This window comes from Cupriavidus basilensis (assembly GCF_000832305.1).
GTDB classification, from domain to species: domain Bacteria; phylum Pseudomonadota; class Gammaproteobacteria; order Burkholderiales; family Burkholderiaceae; genus Cupriavidus; species Cupriavidus basilensis_F.
Map to the genome: position 1 here is coordinate 265,304 of NZ_CP010536.1, position 17,329 is coordinate 282,632.

The window sequence follows — 17,329 nt, forward strand, 5'->3', positions numbered from 1 at the left end:
ATTAAGGTGGAAGCGGGGCTCAGCCTTCGAGCGAATACCCCATGCCGCGATGGGTGCGGATCGAATCGCACTCGGGATCGAGCGCGCGCAGCTTGGCGCGCACCGTCTTGATATGCGTATCGACGGTGCGGTCGATGGTGTCGAGCGCATCGTGCCAGACCAGGTCCATCAACTGCGCGCGCGAATAGATGCGCCCGGGGTGCTGCAGCAGCAAGGCCAGCAGGCGGTACTCGTAGCGGGTCAGGTCGAGCCACTGGCCACGCCAGGCCAGGCGCGCACCGTCGGCATCGAGCGTGAAGCCTTCGGGCGGCGCCGGGGCTTGCACCGGCTCCTGCGGTGCGGCGCGCTTGCCGGCACGCCGCAGGATCACGCGCACCCGCGCCGCCAGTTCGCGCGGCGAGAAGGGCTTCACCACATAGTCGTCGGCGCCGATTTCCAGGCCGACGATGCGGTCGATTTCCTCGTTGCGCGCGGTGAGGAAGATCACCGGCACATCGGAGAAGGTGCGCAGCGTGCGGCAGACTTCGAAGCCATTGATGTCGGGCAGGCCGACGTCCAGGATCACCAGGTCCGGCGCCTGCGCGCGCAGGCGCGCCAGCGCGGCGCTGCCGAGCGCGCAATGCTCGACCGTCATGCCTTCGGTGGACAGCGCATAGAGGATGGTGTCCGCGATCGCGGATTCGTCTTCGATGACCAGGATGCTGGGTGGTTTCGTCAAGGCAGGATTGGCGTTGGGTTAGCGTCTGGCGGCGCGCCGCCGCCGGCGCGCTTGTTTGCTCTATAATAAGCGGGTCGCGCCGATTTGAAGACTGGCTTGCGGGCGCGCGGCGGCATGGTAACCCCTGGAGGATTGGTTTTGGGGGTTCCGGCAGCCAATATAAATGCGGCTAAAGAGGTGGGTCGGTTCCCTGCCACGCAAGGCACCGGCACGCGGGACGCAAGACCCGTGCAAAACCCGATTTGGCTGCGCCGTCGTTGATGCTGTGCTTGATGTCAGGTTTGATGTCATCCGCAGGCAACGTCCACGCAAGGCCGGTCGGGTTTTTTTACGCCTGTTTGCCAACGGGCTTATTCCATGACAGACGTAGCTCCGCCTCCTGCCGCGCTTGCCCTGCCGACCGACTCGGTCGGCATCGTCGCGCCGCAGTGCATGCATTTCACCGAGCCGCTGAAGCTGCGCAACGGCACCTCGCTCGCCGACTATGACCTGATGGTCGAGACCTACGGCACGCTCAACGCCGCGCGCTCCAACGCCGTGCTGGTGTGCCACGCGCTTAACGCCTCGCACCACGTGGCCGGCGTGTATGAGCATGACCCGCGCGATGTCGGCTGGTGGGACAACATGGTCGGCCCGGGCAAGCCGCTCGACACCGACCGCTTCTTTGTCATCGGCGTCAACAACCTAGGCTCCTGCTTCGGCTCGACTGGCCCGATGAGTGCCAACCCCGCCACCGGCCAGCCCTACGGCGCCACCTTCCCGGTGGTCACCGTGGAAGACTGGGTCAATGCCCAGGCGCGCGTGGCGGACCGGTTCGGCATCACCCAGTTCGCGGCGGTGATGGGCGGCAGCCTGGGCGGCATGCAGGCGCTGGCCTGGAGCCTGATGTACCCGGATCGGCTGCGCCACTGCATCGTGGTGGCCTCCACGCCCAAGCTCTCGGCGCAGAACATCGCCTTCAACGAGGTTGCGCGCAGCGCCATCCTGTCGGACCCCGATTTCCACGGCGGCAACTACTACGCGCACGGCGTCAAGCCCAAGCGCGGCCTGCGCGTGGCGCGCATGATCGGCCATATCACCTACCTGTCCGACGAGGACATGGCGGAGAAATTCGGCCGTGAGCTCAAGACCGATGACATCCGCTTCTCCTTTGATGTCGAGTTCCAGGTGGAGAGCTACCTGCGCTACCAGGGCGACAAGTTCGCCGAGTACTTCGATGCCAACACCTACCTGCTGATCACGCGCGCGCTCGATTATTTCGATCCGGCGCTGGCCTTCGGCGGCGATCTCACGCGCGCGGTGTCGCAGACGCAGGCCAGCTTCCTGGTGGCCAGCTTCACCACCGACTGGCGCTTCGCCCCCAATCGCAGCCGCGAGCTGGTCAAGGCCCTGCTCGACAACAAGCGCCCGGTCAGCTATGCGGAGATCGATGCGCCGCACGGGCACGATGCCTTCCTGCTGGACGACCCGCGCTATCACAACCTGATGCGCGCCTATTACGAACGCATCGCCGAGGAGATAGGCGCATGAATGCCGCGGCCAACCCCAATATCCTGGCGCTGCGCCCCGACTTCCGCGCCATCGCGCGCTGGATCGAGCCCAATTCCACCGTGCTCGACCTGGGCTGCGGCGACGGCAGCCTGCTGCGCGTGCTGCAGGACGAGCTCGACGTGCAGGCCTACGGCATCGAGATCCAGGACGAAGGCGTGCTGGCGTGCGTGCAGAAGGGCGTGCACGTGATCCAGCAGAACCTGGAAGGCGGCCTGGCGCTGTTCGAGGACAAGAGCTTCGATACGGTGATCCTGTCGCAGACGCTGCAGACCATCCACAACACCGCGCAGGTCCTGCGCGAGACGCTGCGGGTGGGGCGCGAATGCATCGTGTCCTTCCCCAACTTCGGCTACTGGCCGCACCGGCTGTCGGTGTTCCGCGGGCGCATGCCGGTGTCGGAGGCGCTGCCGTACCAGTGGTACAACACGCCGAACGTACGCGTGCTGACCATCAGCGACTTTGAATCGCTGGCGTCCAAGGTCGGCCTGCGCATCCTTGACCGCGTGGTGATGCACGAGGGCGTGACGGTCAACTGGGGCTCGAACTGGCGCGGCAGCCTGGCGGTGTACCGGGTTTGCGCCGCCTGAGCCGGCGAGGGCGCGGGGCTGCGCTTAGCGGTCCGCCGCGCTAGCCGCTGGTCTCCAGCGCGGCCTGCGCCACCAGGTAGTCAATAAAGGCGCGCACCTTGGGGGCCAGGTGGCGGGTTGGCGTGTAGACCGCGAAGGCCGTGCCTACGTAGGGTTCGAGGACTTCCCATTCGTCCAGCACCGGCACCAGGCTGCCCGACGCCAGCGCCGCGGCGGCCGAGAAGTCCGGCACCAGCCCGATGCCCCCGCCGGCCTGCGCCATGGCGACAATGGCCGCGCTGTTGTTGAGCGTGACCTTCGGCGGGATGCGCAGCGCCACGGTCTGCCCGTCGCGCTTGCGCCGCAGGCTCCAGCGCTCGCCAAAGGCGCCATAGCCCAGGTAGAGGCAGCGATGCCCGGCCAACGCCGCCGGCTCGGCTGGCGTGCCATGCCGCGCCAGCCAGCCGGGTGCCGCCACCAGCCGGTAACGCACCGCGCGGATTGGCCGCGCTGCCAGGCCCGGCGCCAGTTCGCGCGCAATGCGGATGGCCACGTCCACGCCTTCTTCCACCAGGTCCACCAGGCGGTCCGCCAGCGTCAGCTGCAGGTCCAGCGCGGGAAAGCGGTCCAGCAGGGCCGGCAGCCGCGGCGCCAGCCAGGCCTGCCCGAACACCACCGGTGCGCTGACCCGCAGCACGCCGTGCGGCTCGCCGCCGTGGTCGCTGGCCAGCGTGCTGACTTCCTGCGCCGCGGCCACCATCCGGGCGCACGCGGCGTGCACGGCCTGTCCGAGCTCAGTCAGGGTGAAGGCGCGCGTGGTCCGTTGCAGCAGGCTCGCGCCGATGGCCGCTTCCAGCCGCGTCACATGGCGGCTGACGGCGGAGGGTGTCATGCCCAGCTCGCGGGCGGCGGCGGAGAAACTGCCGCATTCCACCACCCGGGCGAATACGGCCATGGCGTTGAGTTGCGCGACCGGCATGGACTGGCTCCCGTATTTGTGATTACAGGTCAAATAGTAATTGCTTGTCGGGTGGATTGTTGACATGAATGCACGATGGAACAATGGCATCCAAGCGTACGAAGCTCCGTAGGAGACATCAATGAACATCGATCGATCTGGCGCGGCCGTGGCATCCCCGGCTGCCACCCCCGTCCCGCAAGCCACGGAACCCGCCCGGCGCGGCGGCGCCTGGCGCATGGTGGCCGCCATGGGCCTGTCGGGCACCATCGGCTGGTTCGTGGTGACCAGCGGGCAGTCGCCGCTGGACGTCGTGTTTTTCCGCTGCATCTTCGGCGGCGCCGCGCTGCTGGGCACGCTCGCCCTGCGGCGCGGCTGGCAGCCCATGCGCGCCCGCGACTGGGGCTGGCTGGCGCTGGGCGGCGTTACGCTGATCCTCAACTGGCTGGCCTTGTTCTCCGCCTATTCGTACAGTGGCATTTCGGTGGCCACGGTCGTTTATCACACCCAGCCCTTCTTCCTGCTGCTGCTGGCTGCGCTGTTCCAGCGCGAGGCCATCGCGCCCGGGCGGCTTGCCTGGCTGGTGCTGGCCTTTGGCGGCGTGATGCTGATCACAGGGCTGGAGCACGGCGGTGCCACCGGCGGCATGCTGGCCGGGGTCGGGCTGGCGATGCTGGCGGCGTTGCTGTACGCCATCACCACCATGGCCACGCGCCGCCTCAAGGGGGTTCCGGCGGGGCAGATCGCGGGCCTGCAGATGGCGATGGGGGTGGTCATGCTGTTCCCTCTGGCGCATCCAGCGGTCGAGACGTTCGGCGGGCGGACCTGGGGGGCATTGCTGGCGCTAGGCCTCGTGCATACCGGCGTGATGTACACGCTGCTGTATGGCGCCTTCCAGCGCCTCAACGTGCTGTCGATCGCCACGCTCTCGTTTGTCTATCCGCTGGTGGCCATCGTGATTGATGTGCTGGTGTTCGGGGTGGTGCTCACGCCGCCGCAGCTCGCTGGCATGGCGCTGATCCTGTTGGCGGTGATCGGCAACCAGCTTGGCTGGAATCCGCTGCGGCAGGCGCGGGCGGGGGGCTGACCCGGCGGCGGATTGGAGGGGGGCGCCCGGTTGACGCGGTGCCAGCGCCCGTCTGCCGTTTGCAGTATTATCGAACGATCGTACTTTTTTGGCCCCCGACATGTCCGCCACGCCAGCCAGCCAGACCATCCATTCCTTCGACCACGCGATCGCGCTGGAGCCGGCGGGAGGCAATCTTTTCCACGGCCGCACCACGCCGGCCTACTGGAACATGATCGGCCCCTTCGGTGGCATCACGGCGGCCACCTTGCTGCAAGCGGTGCTGCAACATCCCGAGCGGCTGGGCGATCCGTCCGCGCTGACCGTCAACTTTGCCGGCCCGATCGTCGAAGGGCCGTTCGTGATCGAAGCGCGTCCGGTGCGCACCAACCGCAACACCCAGCACTGGACCATCGAACTGCGCCAGGGCGATGAAGTGGCGACCACGGCTACCGCCTTCTTCGCCGTGCGCCGCGAGACCTGGAATTGCGGCGAGGCCGTGTTCCCGCAGGTGCCGCCGGCAAGCGATGTCGCCCCGATGGCCGGTTTCGCACCGGTGCGCTGGCTGGACGCGTATGAGTTGCGGCCGGTGCGCGGCGCCAAGCCGAATGTCGAGGCCGGCACCGAGAACCCGGACAGCGTGACCCAGTTCTGGCTGCGCGATGCGCCCGCGCGCACGCCGGACTTCGCCGCCATGGCGGCATGGTGCGACGCTTTCTACCCGCGCATCTTCCTCAAGCGCGCCGGCTTCGTGCCGGCCGGCACGGTGTCGCTGACCACGTATTTCCATGCCGATGCCCCGACCCTGGCAGCGCTGGGCAACAGCCACGTGCTGGGCAGCGCCCAGGCGCAGGTGTTCCGCCAGGGCTTCTTCGACCAGAGCGCGCAGATCTGGAGCCCGCAGGGAGAACTGCTCGCGACCTCGCACCAGATCGTCTACTACAAGCAGTAAGAGGCCATTTCCAAAAGATGCTGGCGTCGTTGCCCGGCCTTGGCCGATCCGCTTGTACTGTCGGCGGCCGCGCGCCTGGCCAGAACCGCTTCGCTTCATTTTGAAACAGTCAGCCTCTAAGCGAGCAGGCATTCGCGCTGCTGGGCGCCGGGGGAGGCTAGGCCGCGGCGCGGGCCCGGGCTTCGTAGCGATGCACGGTGTTGCGCATCGCCCATAGCAGCACTACGCCGGGCACGGCCACCACCACGGTGCTCAGGTAAAAGGCCGACCAGCCGAAGGCCTCCACCAGGTAGCCTGAGCTGGGGCCGACATAGACGCGCCCGACCGAGGCCAGCGCCGAGAGCAGCGCGTACTGGGTGGCCGAGAACGAGCGGTTGCACAGCGTCATCAGCAGCGCCACGAAAGCCGCCGTGCCCATGCCGCCACAGAGGTTCTCCACCGCGATGGTGGCGCCCATGGTCCACAGGTGCGGCGGCGTCACCGCCAGGATCCAGTAGCCGAGGTTGGACACCCCCTGCAAGATGCCGAACAGCATCAGCGAGCGGTACAGGCCAAGGCGCACCATCAGCGTGCCGCCGAACAGCGCGCCCACAATGGTGGCGGCCAGCCCTAGCGTCTTGTTGACCAAGCCGACTTCACCGGCCGAAAAGCCCACGCCGCGGATCAGGAAGGTGGTGGACAGGCTGCCGGCAAACGCATCGCCCAGTTTGTAGAGCACGATCAGCAGCAGCAGCCACCAGGCGCCCGGGCGCGAGAAGAAGTCGCGCAGCGGGCCCAGGATGGCTTCCTCCATGGAGCGCGGCGTGCGCGCCGGCGATTCCGCCTCGGGCGCCCACAGCAGGCTGACGATGCCGATGCCCATCAACCCCGCCATCAGCAGGTACATCTGCTGCCAGCCCAGCACGCGGTCGGCCAGCCACAGTGCCAGCCCGCCCGACACCAGCATTGCCAGCCGGTAGCCCAGCACCTTGACCGCCGCTCCCACGCCACGCTCTGGCGCGCGCAGCACGTCGGTGCTGTAGGCGTCGAACACGATGTCCTGCGAGGCAGATAGGAAGGCCACCAGCGTGGCCAGCGCCGCCAGCGTCCACAGCGCCTCGTGCGGCGGGCAGAAGGCCATGCCCGCGATGCCCAGCACCAGCCCGATCTGGGTCACCAGCAGCCAGCCGCGGCGCCGGCCCAGCAGCGGCGGCGTATAGCGGTCCATCAGCGGGGCCCACAGGAACTTGAAGATATAGGCCTGGCCCACCAGCGAGAAGAAGCCGATGGTCTTGATATCCAGCCCTTCCACCGTCATCCAGGCCTGCAATGTGCCGGAGGTGAGCGCCAGCGGCAGCCCGGACGCGAAGCCCAGCGTGAGCATGGCGCCGATGCGGCGATTGCGGAAAATGTCGAGATAGGCTTGAAAGGTCATGAATCAGGATGGCAGGCGGGCAATCGGGGCAAATCGGGGCAAATCGGGGCAATCAGGCTTGGCAAGGCGCCGTGTATTATTGCATTACCGTCAGCGCCGCCCCGATGCGCGGGATGTGCCGGGCCTGGACCGTGTCCTGGCCGCATCAACCCTTGCTTACCCTGCTTGCCGAAAACCGCATCCAAGGAATCGTTCATGTCCGATCGCCAGCGTTGTCAGTACCGCCACCGGCGGGCCGGGATTGCGTTGCCACGTCGACTGGCCGCGCTGGCGCTGGCGGCCGGCGCAGCGTTGAGCATGAGCGCAGCCGAGGTCCAGGCCCAGGCCCAGCCGCAGGAAGCTGAAGATGGCATCCGCGTGCAACGCGGCGGCGCGTCCATCCGCCAGATCGTGCCGGTCGAGGTCATCGAGCAGCAGGCTTCGCAGGAGTACGAGCAACTCAAGGAAGAGGCGCAAGCCAAGAAGACACTGGTCGGCGACAACAACCCGCAACTGGTGCGCCTGCGCGCCATCGCCAAGCGCATCCTGCCGCAGACCCCGCGCTGGAACGAGCGCGCTAAGCAATGGAAGTGGGAAGTCAACCTGATCAACTCCAAGCAGGTCAATGCGTTCTGCATGCCCGGCGGCAAGATTGCCTTCTACTCCGGCCTGCTCGACCAGCTCAAGCTGACCGATGAGGAAGTCGCCATGGTGATGGGGCACGAAATCGCCCATGCGCTGCAGGAGCATGCGCGCGAGCGGGCAGCCCAGTCCGAGATCACCAACCTGGGCGCCAACGTGATCTCGCAACTGTTCGGCTTCGGCAATCTCGGCAATATGGCCCTGGGCACCGGCGCGCAGTTGCTCACGCTGCGTTTTTCGCGCTCGGACGAGACCGAAGCCGACCTGGTCGGCATGGACATCGCCGCGCGTGCCGGCTACGACCCGCGCGCCGCCGTGTCGCTGTGGCAAAAGATGGGGGCGGTCTCGCAATCTTCGGCGCAGTCGGGCTCGGAGTTCCTCTCCACCCATCCATCGGGCCGCACCCGCATCGCCGAGCTGGAGAAGCACCTGCCCGAGGTGTTGCCGCTCTACGCGCGCGCGATCGATTCCAGCGTTGGCAAGCTGCCGCCCTATCGGGCCAATATGGCCAACCTGAGCGGCGCGCCGGTCGACAGCGGAGATGACGACCGTCAAAAGCCACTAAAAAAGTAAAGACATCCGAGAGGCTCTCTTCATGGCAGATCCTGTACGATAAATACATCGAACCGGGGCAATGAGGAGAAGACCATGAAGCGTTGGATGCGATTCAGTCTGATGGCCGGCGCGTTGCTGGCGGGCGGCAGCGCGCAGGCGGCCGACCAGCTGCTGAGCATGCCGATCGACAAGGCGCTGGCGACACCGGGGGCCAAGGAGCGCGTGGACCCGTCGATCAGGCTGCTGTTCGGTTTCAACAAGCTGCCGGGCGCGCAGGACGGCCAGTCTTTCAAGACCGTCAAGCGCATGCGCCGGCCTATCGACAACAGCCGCTCCACCGGCGGCCCGCCGCCGCCCGCTGACGACGAGTTGTGCGCCACCCTCTTCGTGCAGGCGGTGCAGGAGTTGCAGCAGCGCGCGACCAAGGAAGGCGGCAGCGCCGTGGTCGATATCCGCAGCAACTGGAAGGACGACGAGACCGCCAGCGACAGCACCTACGTCTGCGCCAAGGGCAGCGCCTACCTTGGCGTTGCGCTCAAGGGCGTCGTGGTCAAGGCCGGGATCTGACCAACGGGATTTCCCGCTGTCAAGTCCTGACATAGGTTGACAGGTTTTGTGGCGCCGTGGGCGCCTAGCGTTCCAAGGTAATAGACGCCCGATGAACCTCATCGGGCGTTTTGTATTTCAGGGCTTGATGGGGGCGTTCACGGTTATAGATCTGTACGGACTCCTTCACCATGCGAGCCGCTTGCTGCAGGTCAGTTGGTCGGTTCAGCAGGAATTCGCTCTTGAGGATGCCGTTGATGCGCTCGGCCATGGCGTTCTGGTAGCAGTCGTAGCCGTCGGTCATGGAACAGGTCAAACCGTGCCGCTGATGGATGGCCTGGTAGTAGGTCGCGCAGTATTGAATTCCTCGATCCGAATGATGTACCAGCGTCTGCCGGGTCCGGCGCGAGCGTAGTGCCATTTTCAGCGCCTGGCTCACCTGCTCGGTCTGCAGGCTGTCATGGACATGGTAGCCCACGATCTTGCGCGACCAGGCATCCGTAACAAGACTCAGATAGACGGTCTGCTGGGTGGTGGGAAGGTACGTAATGTCAGCGACCCAGACCTGCTCGGCCGCCGTGGGCACTACCTTCTGCGGCCCCTCCTTGAGAAGATTGGGATGGCACCGGAAACGGTGATGGCTGTTAGTGGTCTTGTGATACGCCCGATGCGGTTTCACGAGCAGCCTGGCTGCGCGCAGAACATCAAATAGCCGGTCTCGGCCCACCCGGATATCTGCCTTCGCCAGCGGCGCCTGCAGAACCCGCTGCAGTTTTCGCGTGCCCAAACGGGGTTGGCGCAGCCGCACTTCGGTGACCAATGCGCAGATCCTGGCGTCTCGGGCCGTTTGTCGAAGCTCGCTGTGGCGGCGCTTGTAGTACGCCTGGCGACTGATGCCAAAGTAACGGCAAGCCCTGCTAACGCTTAGCCCTTGGACGAGCTCTTGCGCGAGGACTTGCCCGAAGGCTTTTTTACGACGCGTACCCCGTGCTCCTTCTGAATCACGTCGATCACTGCTTCGAACAGTCGCGCCTTCTCCTGCGCCTCGCGCAACTGGACTTCCAGTTCCTTGATGCGCTGCTCCGGCGTGCGGGGCTTGGCTTTACCTTGCTTTTCCATCGTCGCGTACCGGGCGCCCTGTGGCAACGAGCCGCTCCAGTCCTGTAGTCCGTGCTTGCGTAACCATACCAGCACCGTGGACCTCCCCTGGATTCCGTACTTGTGTTGCGCCTGCTTGTACGTCAGTTCGCCTTTTTCCACTTCCTCAACGACCGCCAGCTTAAAAGCCAGCGTGTAGTCGCGTTGGGTTCGTTTCCGATCTATATCCAAGACACTCTCCTCATTGCTGCGGGAAAAGTGTCAACCTTAGTCAGGACGGGTCACGCAGCGAAAAAAAGCCGGCGAAACCAACGCCGGCTTTTTTTTCATTCGTGCGGCTGGTGCTGCCGCACTAGCGCTTAAGCGCTTAAGCGTGTCAGGCGCTCAGGCCAGTCGCTTCATCCGCGCCGACATGCACGTTCATGCATTGCACCGCAGCGCCGGCGGCGCCCTTGCCCAGGTTGTCCAGGCGGGCCATCAGCACGATGCGCTCGGCCGAGCCGAACACGAACAGGTCCACGCGATTGGTGTCGTTGCTGGCCTGCACGTCGAAGAAGCCGCCATCCAGGTTGGCCTCGTCGCCCACCGGCATCACGCGCACGAACTGCTCGCCTTCGTAGTGCTTGCGGTACAGATCGGCGATCTGTTCCGGCGTCACCTTGCGCGCCAGGCGATCCGGGTACACCGGCACCGTCACGGCCAGGCCCTTGAGGAAGTTGCCGACGATCGGGTTGAAGATCGGCGCCTGCGCCAGGCCGGCCTGCACGCGCATCTCGGGCAGGTGCTTGTGCGCGAGGCCCAGCGAGTAGGGGCGCGGGCTGTCCAGCTTCGGGTTACCGCCGGCTTCGAACTCGGCAATCATCTGCTTGCCGCCGCCGCTGTAGCCGGTCAGCGAGAACGCCGAAACCGGATAGTCGGCCTGCATCACGCCGGCTTCCACCAGCGGGCGCACCGCCATCAGGAAGGCGCTGGCGTGGCAGCCCGGCACCGCGATGCGCTTGCTCGTGCGGATCTTCTCGCGCTGGCCGCGCGTGAGTTCCGGCAGGCCGTAGGCCCAGCTGTCGGTGGTGCGGAACGCCGTGCTGGCGTCGATCACGCAGGTATCGGGATTGGTCACCAGCGCCACGGCCTCGCGGGAGGCAACGTCGGGCAGGCACAGGAAAGCGACGTCGGCAGCATTCAGAAAGCGTGCTCGTTCAGCCGGGTCCTTGCGCTTGTCATCGGCGATACGAAGCAGTTCCACATCGGAACGGCCGGAGAGATAGTCGAGCAACCGGAGGCCGGTGGTGCCTTCCTGACCATCTACGAACACTTTGAAAACCATGGCGGACTCACTCGGAAATACGAAGGGTCCCATGCCGGAATCGGATGGGAACCCGCATTGTAACTACGTTGGGGGGAACTGGTGCAGGACACAGGCGACGTGCCCGATACGTACACGGGCGAAACGGCCATCGTTCCCGCTGTCTGGGGCGGCTTTTGTCCGGCGTGCGGGGAAATCGTGACTGGCAAGACCAAGCCGCCGCTGGCGCTGGTCAAGCTGCTCAAGGTGTTGGAGCGGCATCCGGAGCTGCTTGAAGAGGTGCGCTAGGCGTAGCCGGTGCGCCCTCGGCCGTACTCGTTACAGCGGGAAGTCGTAGTCGATCGACAGCGGCGCGTGATCGCTGAATTTCTCGTCCTTGTAGATCGAGGTGGCGCGCGCGGTCTCGGCGATCCTTGCCGTGGCCAGGTGGTAATCGATGCGCCACCCGACGTTCTTCGCATAGGCCTGGCCGCGGTTGCTCCACCAGGTGTACTGCTCGGGGCGCGGGTCCAGCTTGCGGAACACGTCCACATAGCCGTGCACGTCGAACAGCTCGCCGATCCAGCTGCGCTCTTCCGGCAGGAAGCCCGAGTTCTTCAGGTTGCCCTTCCAGTTCTTGATGTCGATTTCCTTGTGGGCGATGTTGACGTCGCCGCACAGCACGATCTCGCGCCCGCTGGCCTTGAGCTGCAGCAGATGGGGCAGGAAGGCTTCCATGAAGCGGAACTTCGCCTGCTGGCGTTCTTCCCCGCTGGAGCCGGAGGGCACATAGACCGAGATCACGGCGAGATGTGGATACTGCACCTCGACATAGCGGCCTTCGTTATCGAACTCGTCGATGCCGAAACCGGTGATCACGCGCTCCGGCTTGTGGCGCGTGTAAAGGCCGACACCGCTATAGCCTTTTTTCTCCGCATAATGGAAGTAGCCGTGGTAGCCGTGTGGCGCCAGGAACGCTTCCGTCATGTCGGCAGCCTGCGCCTTGAGCTCCTGGACGCAGACCATGTCGGCGTCCTGCTTGCCCATCCATTCGAAAAAGCCTTTCTTGGCCGCGGAGCGGATGCCGTTGAGGTTGGCGCTGATAATCCGTAACATCTCGGGAAATTTTGAAATCAGAGAGAAAAGATGACGCAGCAGACGACGCCGCAGCCCGGCGCTGGCGACCTGAGCCAGACCTTCATCCGCTTCGCGCTCGACGCTGGCGTACTGTCCTTCGGCGAATTCGTGACCAAAGCGGGCCGCAAGTCGCCGTACTTCTTCAATGCAGGCCTGTTCAACCAGGGTGCGATGCTGGGCCAGGTGGCGCAATTCTATGCGAAAACCCTGCTGGCATCCGGATTGGAGTTCGACGTGCTGTTCGGGCCGGCCTACAAAGGCATCACGCTGGCGTCCGCCACCGCGGTGGCGCTGGCCGGGCTCGGACGTGACGTCGGCTTCGCCTACAACCGCAAGGAAGCCAAGGACCACGGCGAGGGCGGCACGCTGGTGGGCGCCAAGCTGCAAGGCAAGGTCGTGATCATCGACGACGTAATCTCGGCCGGCACCTCGGTGCGCGAATCGATGGCGATGATCCGCGCGGCTGGCGCGGAGCCGGCCGCGGTGCTGATCGCGCTCGACCGCATGGAAAAGAGTGGCACCGCCGATCAGGTCGGGACGCATTCTGCAGTGCAGGATGTGCAGCGCGAATATGGCGTGCCGGTGATCTCCATTGCCAGCCTGAAGGATCTGCTGGCTTACCTGGACGCATCGCAGGATCCCGCGCTGGGCGGCTCGCGCGAGGCAGTGGCTGCCTATCGGCAGCGCTACGGCGTATAGTCTGGAACCTGTTGCCTGCTGCTTGCCATTGTTTGTCGCAATGCAGCAAACAACAGGGAACCGCGCAGGAGAATCGCCGGTCTGACTGATCTCGCTGGCCGCCCCCCGGATACCCGGGGACGCCAGTGATTCGCCTTGCCGCCCGGCAAGGCGGCGCAGCATCTCTTCAGGAGGTTGGCTGGCGATGGACATCAAGACGATCCGCGAGCGGGCATTCGCCATGCCGCTTACCAATCCGGCCTATCCGATGGGGCCATACCGCTTCATCCATCGCGAATTCTTCGTCATCTCCTACCGTACCGATCCCGAGCTGTTGCGCGCGGTGGTGCCGGAACCCCTGGAGATCGCCGACGCGGTGGTCAACTACGAATTCATCCGCATGCCAGACTCCACCGGGTTTGGCGATTACACCGAATCGGGCCAGGTGATTCCCGTCACCTACCAGGGCAAGCCCGGCAACTACACCCACGCCATGTACCTCGACGACCATCCGCCACTGGCGGGCGGGCGCGAGCTATGGGGCTTTCCGAAGAAGCTGGCCAGCCCCACACTGGCGGTCCACACCGATACGCTGGTCGGTACGCTCGACTATGGCCCGGTGCGCGTCGCCACCGGCACCATGGGCTACAAGCACCGCGAGCTCGACAAGGACGCGCTGGGCCTGGCGCTTGCGAGCACGCCAAACTACCTGCTCAAGATCATTCCGCACGTGGACGGTTCCGCGCGCATCTGCGAGCTGGTCTGCTACTTCCTGAAAGACGTGCGGATGAAAGGCGCGTGGACCGGGCCGGCGGCGCTGTCGCTGTCGCCCCATGCGCTCGCGCCGGTGGCTGGCCTTCCGGTGCTGGAAGTTCTCGGCGCCAAGCACTACGTTGCCGACCTCACGCTAGGGCTGGGCGAGGTGGTGTTCGACTACCTGGCCTGAGCGGCCAGGCATCCAACGGTTTCCATCGGTCCCGGCCCATCCGGCCGGCCCGGCTAACCTGAATCATCCAGACAGGAGAAACGTCCATGAAGCTCCAAGGAAAATCCGCCATCGTGACCGGCGCCGCCAGCGGCATCGGCCGCGCCATTGCTGAACTGCTGGCCAAGGAAGGCGCGGCGGTCGCCATCGCCGACCTGAATCTCGAGGCTGCGCAGAAAGCCGCCGCCGATATCGAAGCTGCCGGTGGGCGCGCCATCGCCGTGGCGATGGACGTGACCAACGAGGACGCGGTCAACAGCGCTACCGAGGAGGTGGCCAAGGCGTTTGGCGGCATCGACATCCTGATCTCCAACGCCGGCATCCAGATCGTCAACCCGATCCAGAACTACGCCTTCTCCGACTGGAAGAAGATGCAGGCCATCCACGTCGATGGCGCTTTCCTCACCACCAAGGCCGCACTCCAGCATATGTACAAGGACAAGCGCGGCGGCACCGTGATCTACATGGGTTCGGTGCACTCGCACGAGGCCTCGCCACTGAAGTCCGCATACGTTGCGGCCAAGCATGCGCTGCTTGGCCTGGCGCGCGTGCTGGCCAAGGAAGGGGCAGAGTACAACGTGCGCTCGCACGTGATCTGTCCGGGTTTCGTGCGCACGCCGCTGGTCGACAAGCAGATTCCGGAACAAGCCAGGGAGCTTGGCATCAGCGAAGAAGAGGTGATTCGCCGCGTCATGCTGGGTGGCACCGTGGACGGCGTCTTCACCACCGTGGACGACGTGGCGCAGACCGCGCTGTTCCTGTGCGCTTTCCCGTCGGCGGCGCTGACCGGGCAGTCCTTTATCGTGAGCCACGGCTGGTACATGCAGTAAGCGGCAAGAAAAGTGCCCGGCCGGCATGACCGCATGCAAGGTCGGAATGCAAAGTCATCAAGGAGGGGTTCGTGGCAGGTGGACGTCGGCAGAAGCTGGAAAAAGTGACACAGGAACTTACCGTGGCACAGAGAAAGGGCACGCCGAAGCAGGCTGTAAAAGGCGCTGTGGCGGCCGTGGTAGCGAACCCGGCGGCGCCCACGCCAGAACGCGAGGCGCCAAAGCCCGAAGCGTTACGAGAGCCGGAGCCCAACCTCCTGCCTCCCGGCGGCTGCGCGCCGCCGGACCTCGCGCCCGAGGGCGCCGGCCGCACGCGGCCGGTTCACCATGAGTACACGGTCAGGGCTTTGGTGCTGCAGGGCGGTGGCGCGCTCGGCTCGTATCAGGCGGGCGTGTACCAGGGGCTGGCGGAGGCGGGCATCCAGCCTAACTGGGTGGCCGGGATTTCAATCGGCGCGCTGAATGCAGCCGTGATCGCGGGCAATGCGCCTGAGCGCAGGGTCGAGCAGTTGCGTGCATTCTGGGACTACATCTGCCAGCAGCCCTGGCTGCCCAGCCTGCTGCCTTACGAGGTGGCCGCACAGGGCGCTGCGCACTGGCCCGATCCGCTGCGCATCTGGTTCGACGGCATCGAGGCCGCGCGCGCCATCTTCGAGGGACAGCGGGGCTTCTTCCAGCCTCGTGCGTGGCCCAGCCTGGTGGAGCGCCAGTGCGGCCCCGCCAATGCCAGCTATTACGATACAAGCCCGCTCAAGGACACGCTGGAGCGCTTTGCCGATTTTGACCGCATCAACTCGCAACATGACGAGATGCGCGTGTCGGTGGGCGCCGTGAATGTGCGGACCGGCAATTTCGCTTATTTCGACAACACGCGACGCAAGCTGCGCGCCGAGCATTTCATGGCCTCCGGCGCTTTGCCGCCCGGCTTTCCCGCGGTGGAGATCGATGGCGAGTTCTATTGGGATGGCGGCCTGGTGTCCAACACGCCGCTGTCGGAAGTGCTGACAGCCCAGCCCCGGCGCGACGCGCTGATCTTCCAGGTGGACCTGTGGAGCGCGCGGGGCAAGCTGCCGCACAACCTGCTGGATGTGGCCGAGCGGCAGAAAGACATCCAGTATTCCAGCCGTACGCGCACCATCACGGACTACATGAGCGAGCAGCAGAACTACCGGCGCATGCTGAGCGAGGTGATGGCGCTGGTGCCGCAGGCGCAGCGTGACAATGACTGGTACCGCAAGGCGGCGGAGTATGCATGCGATGCGCGCCGCAACGTGATCCAGCTGATCTATCGCGACAAGACCTTTGAAGGCAACGCCAAGGATTATCAGTTTGGCTTGCTGACGATGAACGAGCACTGGACCAGCGGGCTGGACGACATCCGGGAAACGCTGAAGCATCCTGAGTGGCTGGCCATGCCGACGCACGAGAAGCCGTTTGTCACGCACGACATCCATCGCGGCAACGGGCATGCCTGACCCAAGGCGAGGGGGCCGGCCTGGCCTGGTCCCTTCGCGCCGCCCTTGTGCCTCAGGCCACCTTCAGCTTCGCCAGGGCCGGCTTTCCCGGCGGATACGCCGGCTTCAACTTCTCGAAGACCGCCATCAGGATCTCCGCCACCATCAGGTTCCGGTGCGTCTTCGAATTCGCGGGCACGACATACCACGGTGCTTCCGGCGTGCTGGTCGCGGCAATGGCGGCCGTATAGGCGGTCTCGTAGTTTTTCCAGTACTGCCGCTCTTCCAGATCCTTCGGGTCGAACTTCCACTGCTTCTGCGGATCCGCCAGCCGCGCTTCCAGCCGGGCCTTCTGCTCGTCCTTGGAAATATGCAGGAAGCACTTGACGATGGTGGTGCCGGTTTCCAGCAGCATCGTCTCGAAGGCCCGTAGCTGCTTGTAGCGGCGCTCGCATTCGGCTTCGTCGATCCACTCGTGCACTCGCGTGATCAGCACGTCTTCGTAGTGGCTGCGGTTGAAGACCACGATCTCGCCGGCGCGCGGCACCTGGGCATGGATGCGCCACAGGTAGTCGTGCGCGAGTTCCTCGGCGGTGGGGGATTTGAAGCTGACGACGCGGATGCCGAGCGGGTCGAAGCTGCGAAAGACGCCGCGCACGGTGCCATCCTTGCCGCTCGTGTCCATGCCTTGCAGCACGATCAGCAGCTTGCGCTGGTGCTCGGCATAGAAGATGTCCTGCTGCGCGTCGAGCTGGGCGCTCAATTCGGTGAGGCGGGCCTGGTCGGCGACCTTGTCGCCGCTGGAGAACGGCTTGGCGTCGGGATTGAAGTCGGCCAGGCTGAAGTTCTTGCCCGAGGTGATGCGGAAATCGGCGAGCGGCATTGGCACTCCATGGAGGGTGCGGCCGTGGCTGGCCG

General features: G+C 65.3%; 18 protein-coding genes. 11 read left to right on the forward strand and 7 right to left on the reverse strand.

What is annotated here, in order from left to right:
- Window positions 1-19: 19 nt before the first annotated feature.
- Complete coding sequence (gene creB, locus RR42_RS01155; protein ID WP_043343055.1) at window positions 20-718, reverse strand: two-component system response regulator CreB; 699 nt, start codon at window positions 716-718, stop codon at window positions 20-22.
- Window positions 719-1,075: 357 nt separating this feature from the next.
- Here creB and metX point away from each other — a divergent pair, with 357 nt between their 5' ends.
- Window positions 1,076-2,248: a homoserine O-succinyltransferase MetX gene (gene metX, locus RR42_RS01160; protein ID WP_006162733.1), complete on the forward strand. Its 1,173-nt coding sequence runs from the start codon at window positions 1,076-1,078 to the stop codon at window positions 2,246-2,248.
- Complete coding sequence (gene metW / locus RR42_RS01165; RefSeq protein WP_043343057.1) at window positions 2,245-2,856, forward strand: methionine biosynthesis protein MetW; 612 nt, start codon at window positions 2,245-2,247, stop codon at window positions 2,854-2,856. The genes metX and metW overlap by 4 nt, the downstream gene beginning before the upstream one ends.
- A 40-nt stretch (window positions 2,857-2,896) precedes the next feature.
- On the opposite strand, the gene RR42_RS01170 is transcribed toward metW, so the two are convergent.
- A complete protein-coding gene (locus RR42_RS01170; RefSeq protein ID WP_043343062.1) occupies window positions 2,897-3,814 on the reverse strand; it encodes a LysR family transcriptional regulator in 918 nt (305 codons plus the stop codon).
- A 121-nt stretch (window positions 3,815-3,935) separates the two neighbouring features.
- On the opposite strand from RR42_RS01170, the gene RR42_RS01175 reads away from it, so the two are divergent.
- Together RR42_RS01175 and RR42_RS01180 are read left to right on the forward strand one after the other, a co-directional pair.
- Complete coding sequence (locus tag RR42_RS01175; RefSeq protein ID WP_043343066.1) at window positions 3,936-4,880, forward strand: DMT family transporter; 945 nt, start codon at window positions 3,936-3,938, stop codon at window positions 4,878-4,880.
- A gap of 100 nt (window positions 4,881-4,980) precedes the next feature.
- Window positions 4,981-5,811 carry an acyl-CoA thioesterase gene (locus tag RR42_RS01180; protein WP_043343070.1) on the forward strand — a complete coding sequence of 277 codons (831 nt, stop codon included), beginning with the start codon at window positions 4,981-4,983 and terminating at the stop codon, window positions 5,809-5,811.
- A gap of 157 nt (window positions 5,812-5,968) precedes the next feature.
- Here RR42_RS01180 and RR42_RS01185 read toward each other — a convergent pair whose 3' ends face one another.
- Window positions 5,969-7,225: a muropeptide transporter gene (locus tag RR42_RS01185; RefSeq protein WP_043343074.1), complete on the reverse strand. Its 1,257-nt coding sequence runs from the start codon at window positions 7,223-7,225 to the stop codon at window positions 5,969-5,971.
- A gap of 297 nt (window positions 7,226-7,522) precedes the next feature.
- On the opposite strand from RR42_RS01185, the gene RR42_RS01190 reads away from it, so the two are divergent.
- Both RR42_RS01190 and RR42_RS01195 read left to right on the forward strand, forming a co-directional pair.
- Window positions 7,523-8,419 (forward strand): M48 family metallopeptidase, encoded by an 897-nt coding sequence (locus RR42_RS01190; protein ID WP_236702025.1) that lies wholly within the window; start codon window positions 7,523-7,525, stop codon window positions 8,417-8,419.
- Between the two features lie 75 nt (window positions 8,420-8,494).
- Window positions 8,495-8,968 (forward strand): excinuclease ATPase, encoded by a 474-nt coding sequence (locus RR42_RS01195; protein WP_043343076.1) that lies wholly within the window; start codon window positions 8,495-8,497, stop codon window positions 8,966-8,968.
- Between the two features lie 64 nt (window positions 8,969-9,032).
- On the opposite strand, the gene RR42_RS01200 is transcribed toward RR42_RS01195, so the two are convergent.
- Window positions 9,033-10,276, reverse strand: a protein-coding gene (locus tag RR42_RS01200; RefSeq protein WP_144409723.1) for an IS3 family transposase whose coding sequence is annotated in 2 segments (ribosomal slippage) — window positions 9,033-9,920 and window positions 9,923-10,276 — 1,242 coding nt in all. Because the reading frame shifts where the segments join, the coding sequence is not laid out codon by codon here.
- Window positions 10,277-10,421: 145 nt separating this feature from the next.
- The gene (gene argC / locus RR42_RS01210) at window positions 10,422-11,369 is read right to left on the reverse strand and encodes an N-acetyl-gamma-glutamyl-phosphate reductase (RefSeq protein WP_043343082.1); all 948 of its coding nucleotides are present in this window, start codon (window positions 11,367-11,369) and stop codon (window positions 10,422-10,424) included.
- A gap of 78 nt (window positions 11,370-11,447) precedes the next feature.
- Between argC and RR42_RS01215 the strand changes: the two genes are divergently transcribed.
- Window positions 11,448-11,636: a type II toxin-antitoxin system MqsA family antitoxin gene (locus RR42_RS01215; protein ID WP_043343084.1), complete on the forward strand. Its 189-nt coding sequence runs from the start codon at window positions 11,448-11,450 to the stop codon at window positions 11,634-11,636.
- A 30-nt stretch (window positions 11,637-11,666) separates the two neighbouring features.
- Here RR42_RS01215 and RR42_RS01220 read toward each other — a convergent pair whose 3' ends face one another.
- Window positions 11,667-12,443, reverse strand: a complete 777-nt coding sequence (locus RR42_RS01220; RefSeq protein WP_043343086.1) for an exodeoxyribonuclease III — start codon at window positions 12,441-12,443, stop codon at window positions 11,667-11,669.
- A 30-nt stretch (window positions 12,444-12,473) separates the two neighbouring features.
- Here RR42_RS01220 and pyrE point away from each other — a divergent pair, with 30 nt between their 5' ends.
- The 4 genes from pyrE (at window position 12,474) to RR42_RS01240 (ending at window position 16,432) form a co-directional block, all read left to right on the forward strand.
- The gene (pyrE, locus tag RR42_RS01225; protein WP_006162743.1) at window positions 12,474-13,163 is read left to right on the forward strand and encodes an orotate phosphoribosyltransferase; all 690 of its coding nucleotides are present in this window, start codon (window positions 12,474-12,476) and stop codon (window positions 13,161-13,163) included.
- Between the two features lie 184 nt (window positions 13,164-13,347).
- Window positions 13,348-14,088 carry an acetoacetate decarboxylase gene (locus RR42_RS01230; RefSeq protein WP_043343088.1) on the forward strand — a complete coding sequence of 247 codons (741 nt, stop codon included), beginning with the start codon at window positions 13,348-13,350 and terminating at the stop codon, window positions 14,086-14,088.
- A gap of 86 nt (window positions 14,089-14,174) precedes the next feature.
- Window positions 14,175-14,957: a 3-hydroxybutyrate dehydrogenase gene (locus tag RR42_RS01235; protein WP_043343093.1), complete on the forward strand. Its 783-nt coding sequence runs from the start codon at window positions 14,175-14,177 to the stop codon at window positions 14,955-14,957.
- Between the two features lie 122 nt (window positions 14,958-15,079).
- A complete protein-coding gene (locus tag RR42_RS01240) occupies window positions 15,080-16,432 on the forward strand; it encodes a DUF3734 domain-containing protein (protein WP_043343095.1) in 1,353 nt (450 codons plus the stop codon).
- A gap of 52 nt (window positions 16,433-16,484) precedes the next feature.
- On the opposite strand, the gene RR42_RS01245 is transcribed toward RR42_RS01240, so the two are convergent.
- Entirely contained in the window at window positions 16,485-17,294 is an 810-nt protein-coding gene (locus RR42_RS01245) for a polyphosphate kinase 2 family protein (RefSeq protein ID WP_043343097.1), read from the reverse strand.
- Window positions 17,295-17,329 lie beyond the last annotated feature (35 nt).

Bases quoted from the DNA above. Each gene is read 5' to 3' on its own strand.
- metX (WP_006162733.1), top strand. From the start codon at position 1,076: ATGACAGACGTAGCTCCGCCTCCTGCCGCGCTTGCCCTGCCGACCGAC.
- metW (WP_043343057.1), top strand. From the start codon at position 2,245: ATGAATGCCGCGGCCAACCCCAATATCCTGGCGCTGCGCCCCGACTTC.
- RR42_RS01170 (WP_043343062.1), bottom strand. From the start codon at position 3,814: ATGCCGGTCGCGCAACTCAACGCCATGGCCGTATTCGCCCGGGTGGTG.
- RR42_RS01175 (WP_043343066.1), top strand. From the start codon at position 3,936: ATGAACATCGATCGATCTGGCGCGGCCGTGGCATCCCCGGCTGCCACC.
- RR42_RS01180 (WP_043343070.1), top strand. From the start codon at position 4,981: ATGTCCGCCACGCCAGCCAGCCAGACCATCCATTCCTTCGACCACGCG.
- RR42_RS01185 (WP_043343074.1), bottom strand. From the start codon at position 7,225: ATGACCTTTCAAGCCTATCTCGACATTTTCCGCAATCGCCGCATCGGC.
- RR42_RS01190 (WP_236702025.1), top strand. From the start codon at position 7,523: ATGAGCGCAGCCGAGGTCCAGGCCCAGGCCCAGCCGCAGGAAGCTGAA.
- RR42_RS01195 (WP_043343076.1), top strand. From the start codon at position 8,495: ATGAAGCGTTGGATGCGATTCAGTCTGATGGCCGGCGCGTTGCTGGCG.
- argC (WP_043343082.1), bottom strand. From the start codon at position 11,369: ATGGTTTTCAAAGTGTTCGTAGATGGTCAGGAAGGCACCACCGGCCTC.
- RR42_RS01220 (WP_043343086.1), bottom strand. From the start codon at position 12,443: ATGTTACGGATTATCAGCGCCAACCTCAACGGCATCCGCTCCGCGGCC.
- pyrE (WP_006162743.1), top strand. From the start codon at position 12,474: ATGACGCAGCAGACGACGCCGCAGCCCGGCGCTGGCGACCTGAGCCAG.
- RR42_RS01230 (WP_043343088.1), top strand. From the start codon at position 13,348: ATGGACATCAAGACGATCCGCGAGCGGGCATTCGCCATGCCGCTTACC.
- RR42_RS01235 (WP_043343093.1), top strand. From the start codon at position 14,175: ATGAAGCTCCAAGGAAAATCCGCCATCGTGACCGGCGCCGCCAGCGGC.
- RR42_RS01245 (WP_043343097.1), bottom strand. From the start codon at position 17,294: ATGCCGCTCGCCGATTTCCGCATCACCTCGGGCAAGAACTTCAGCCTG.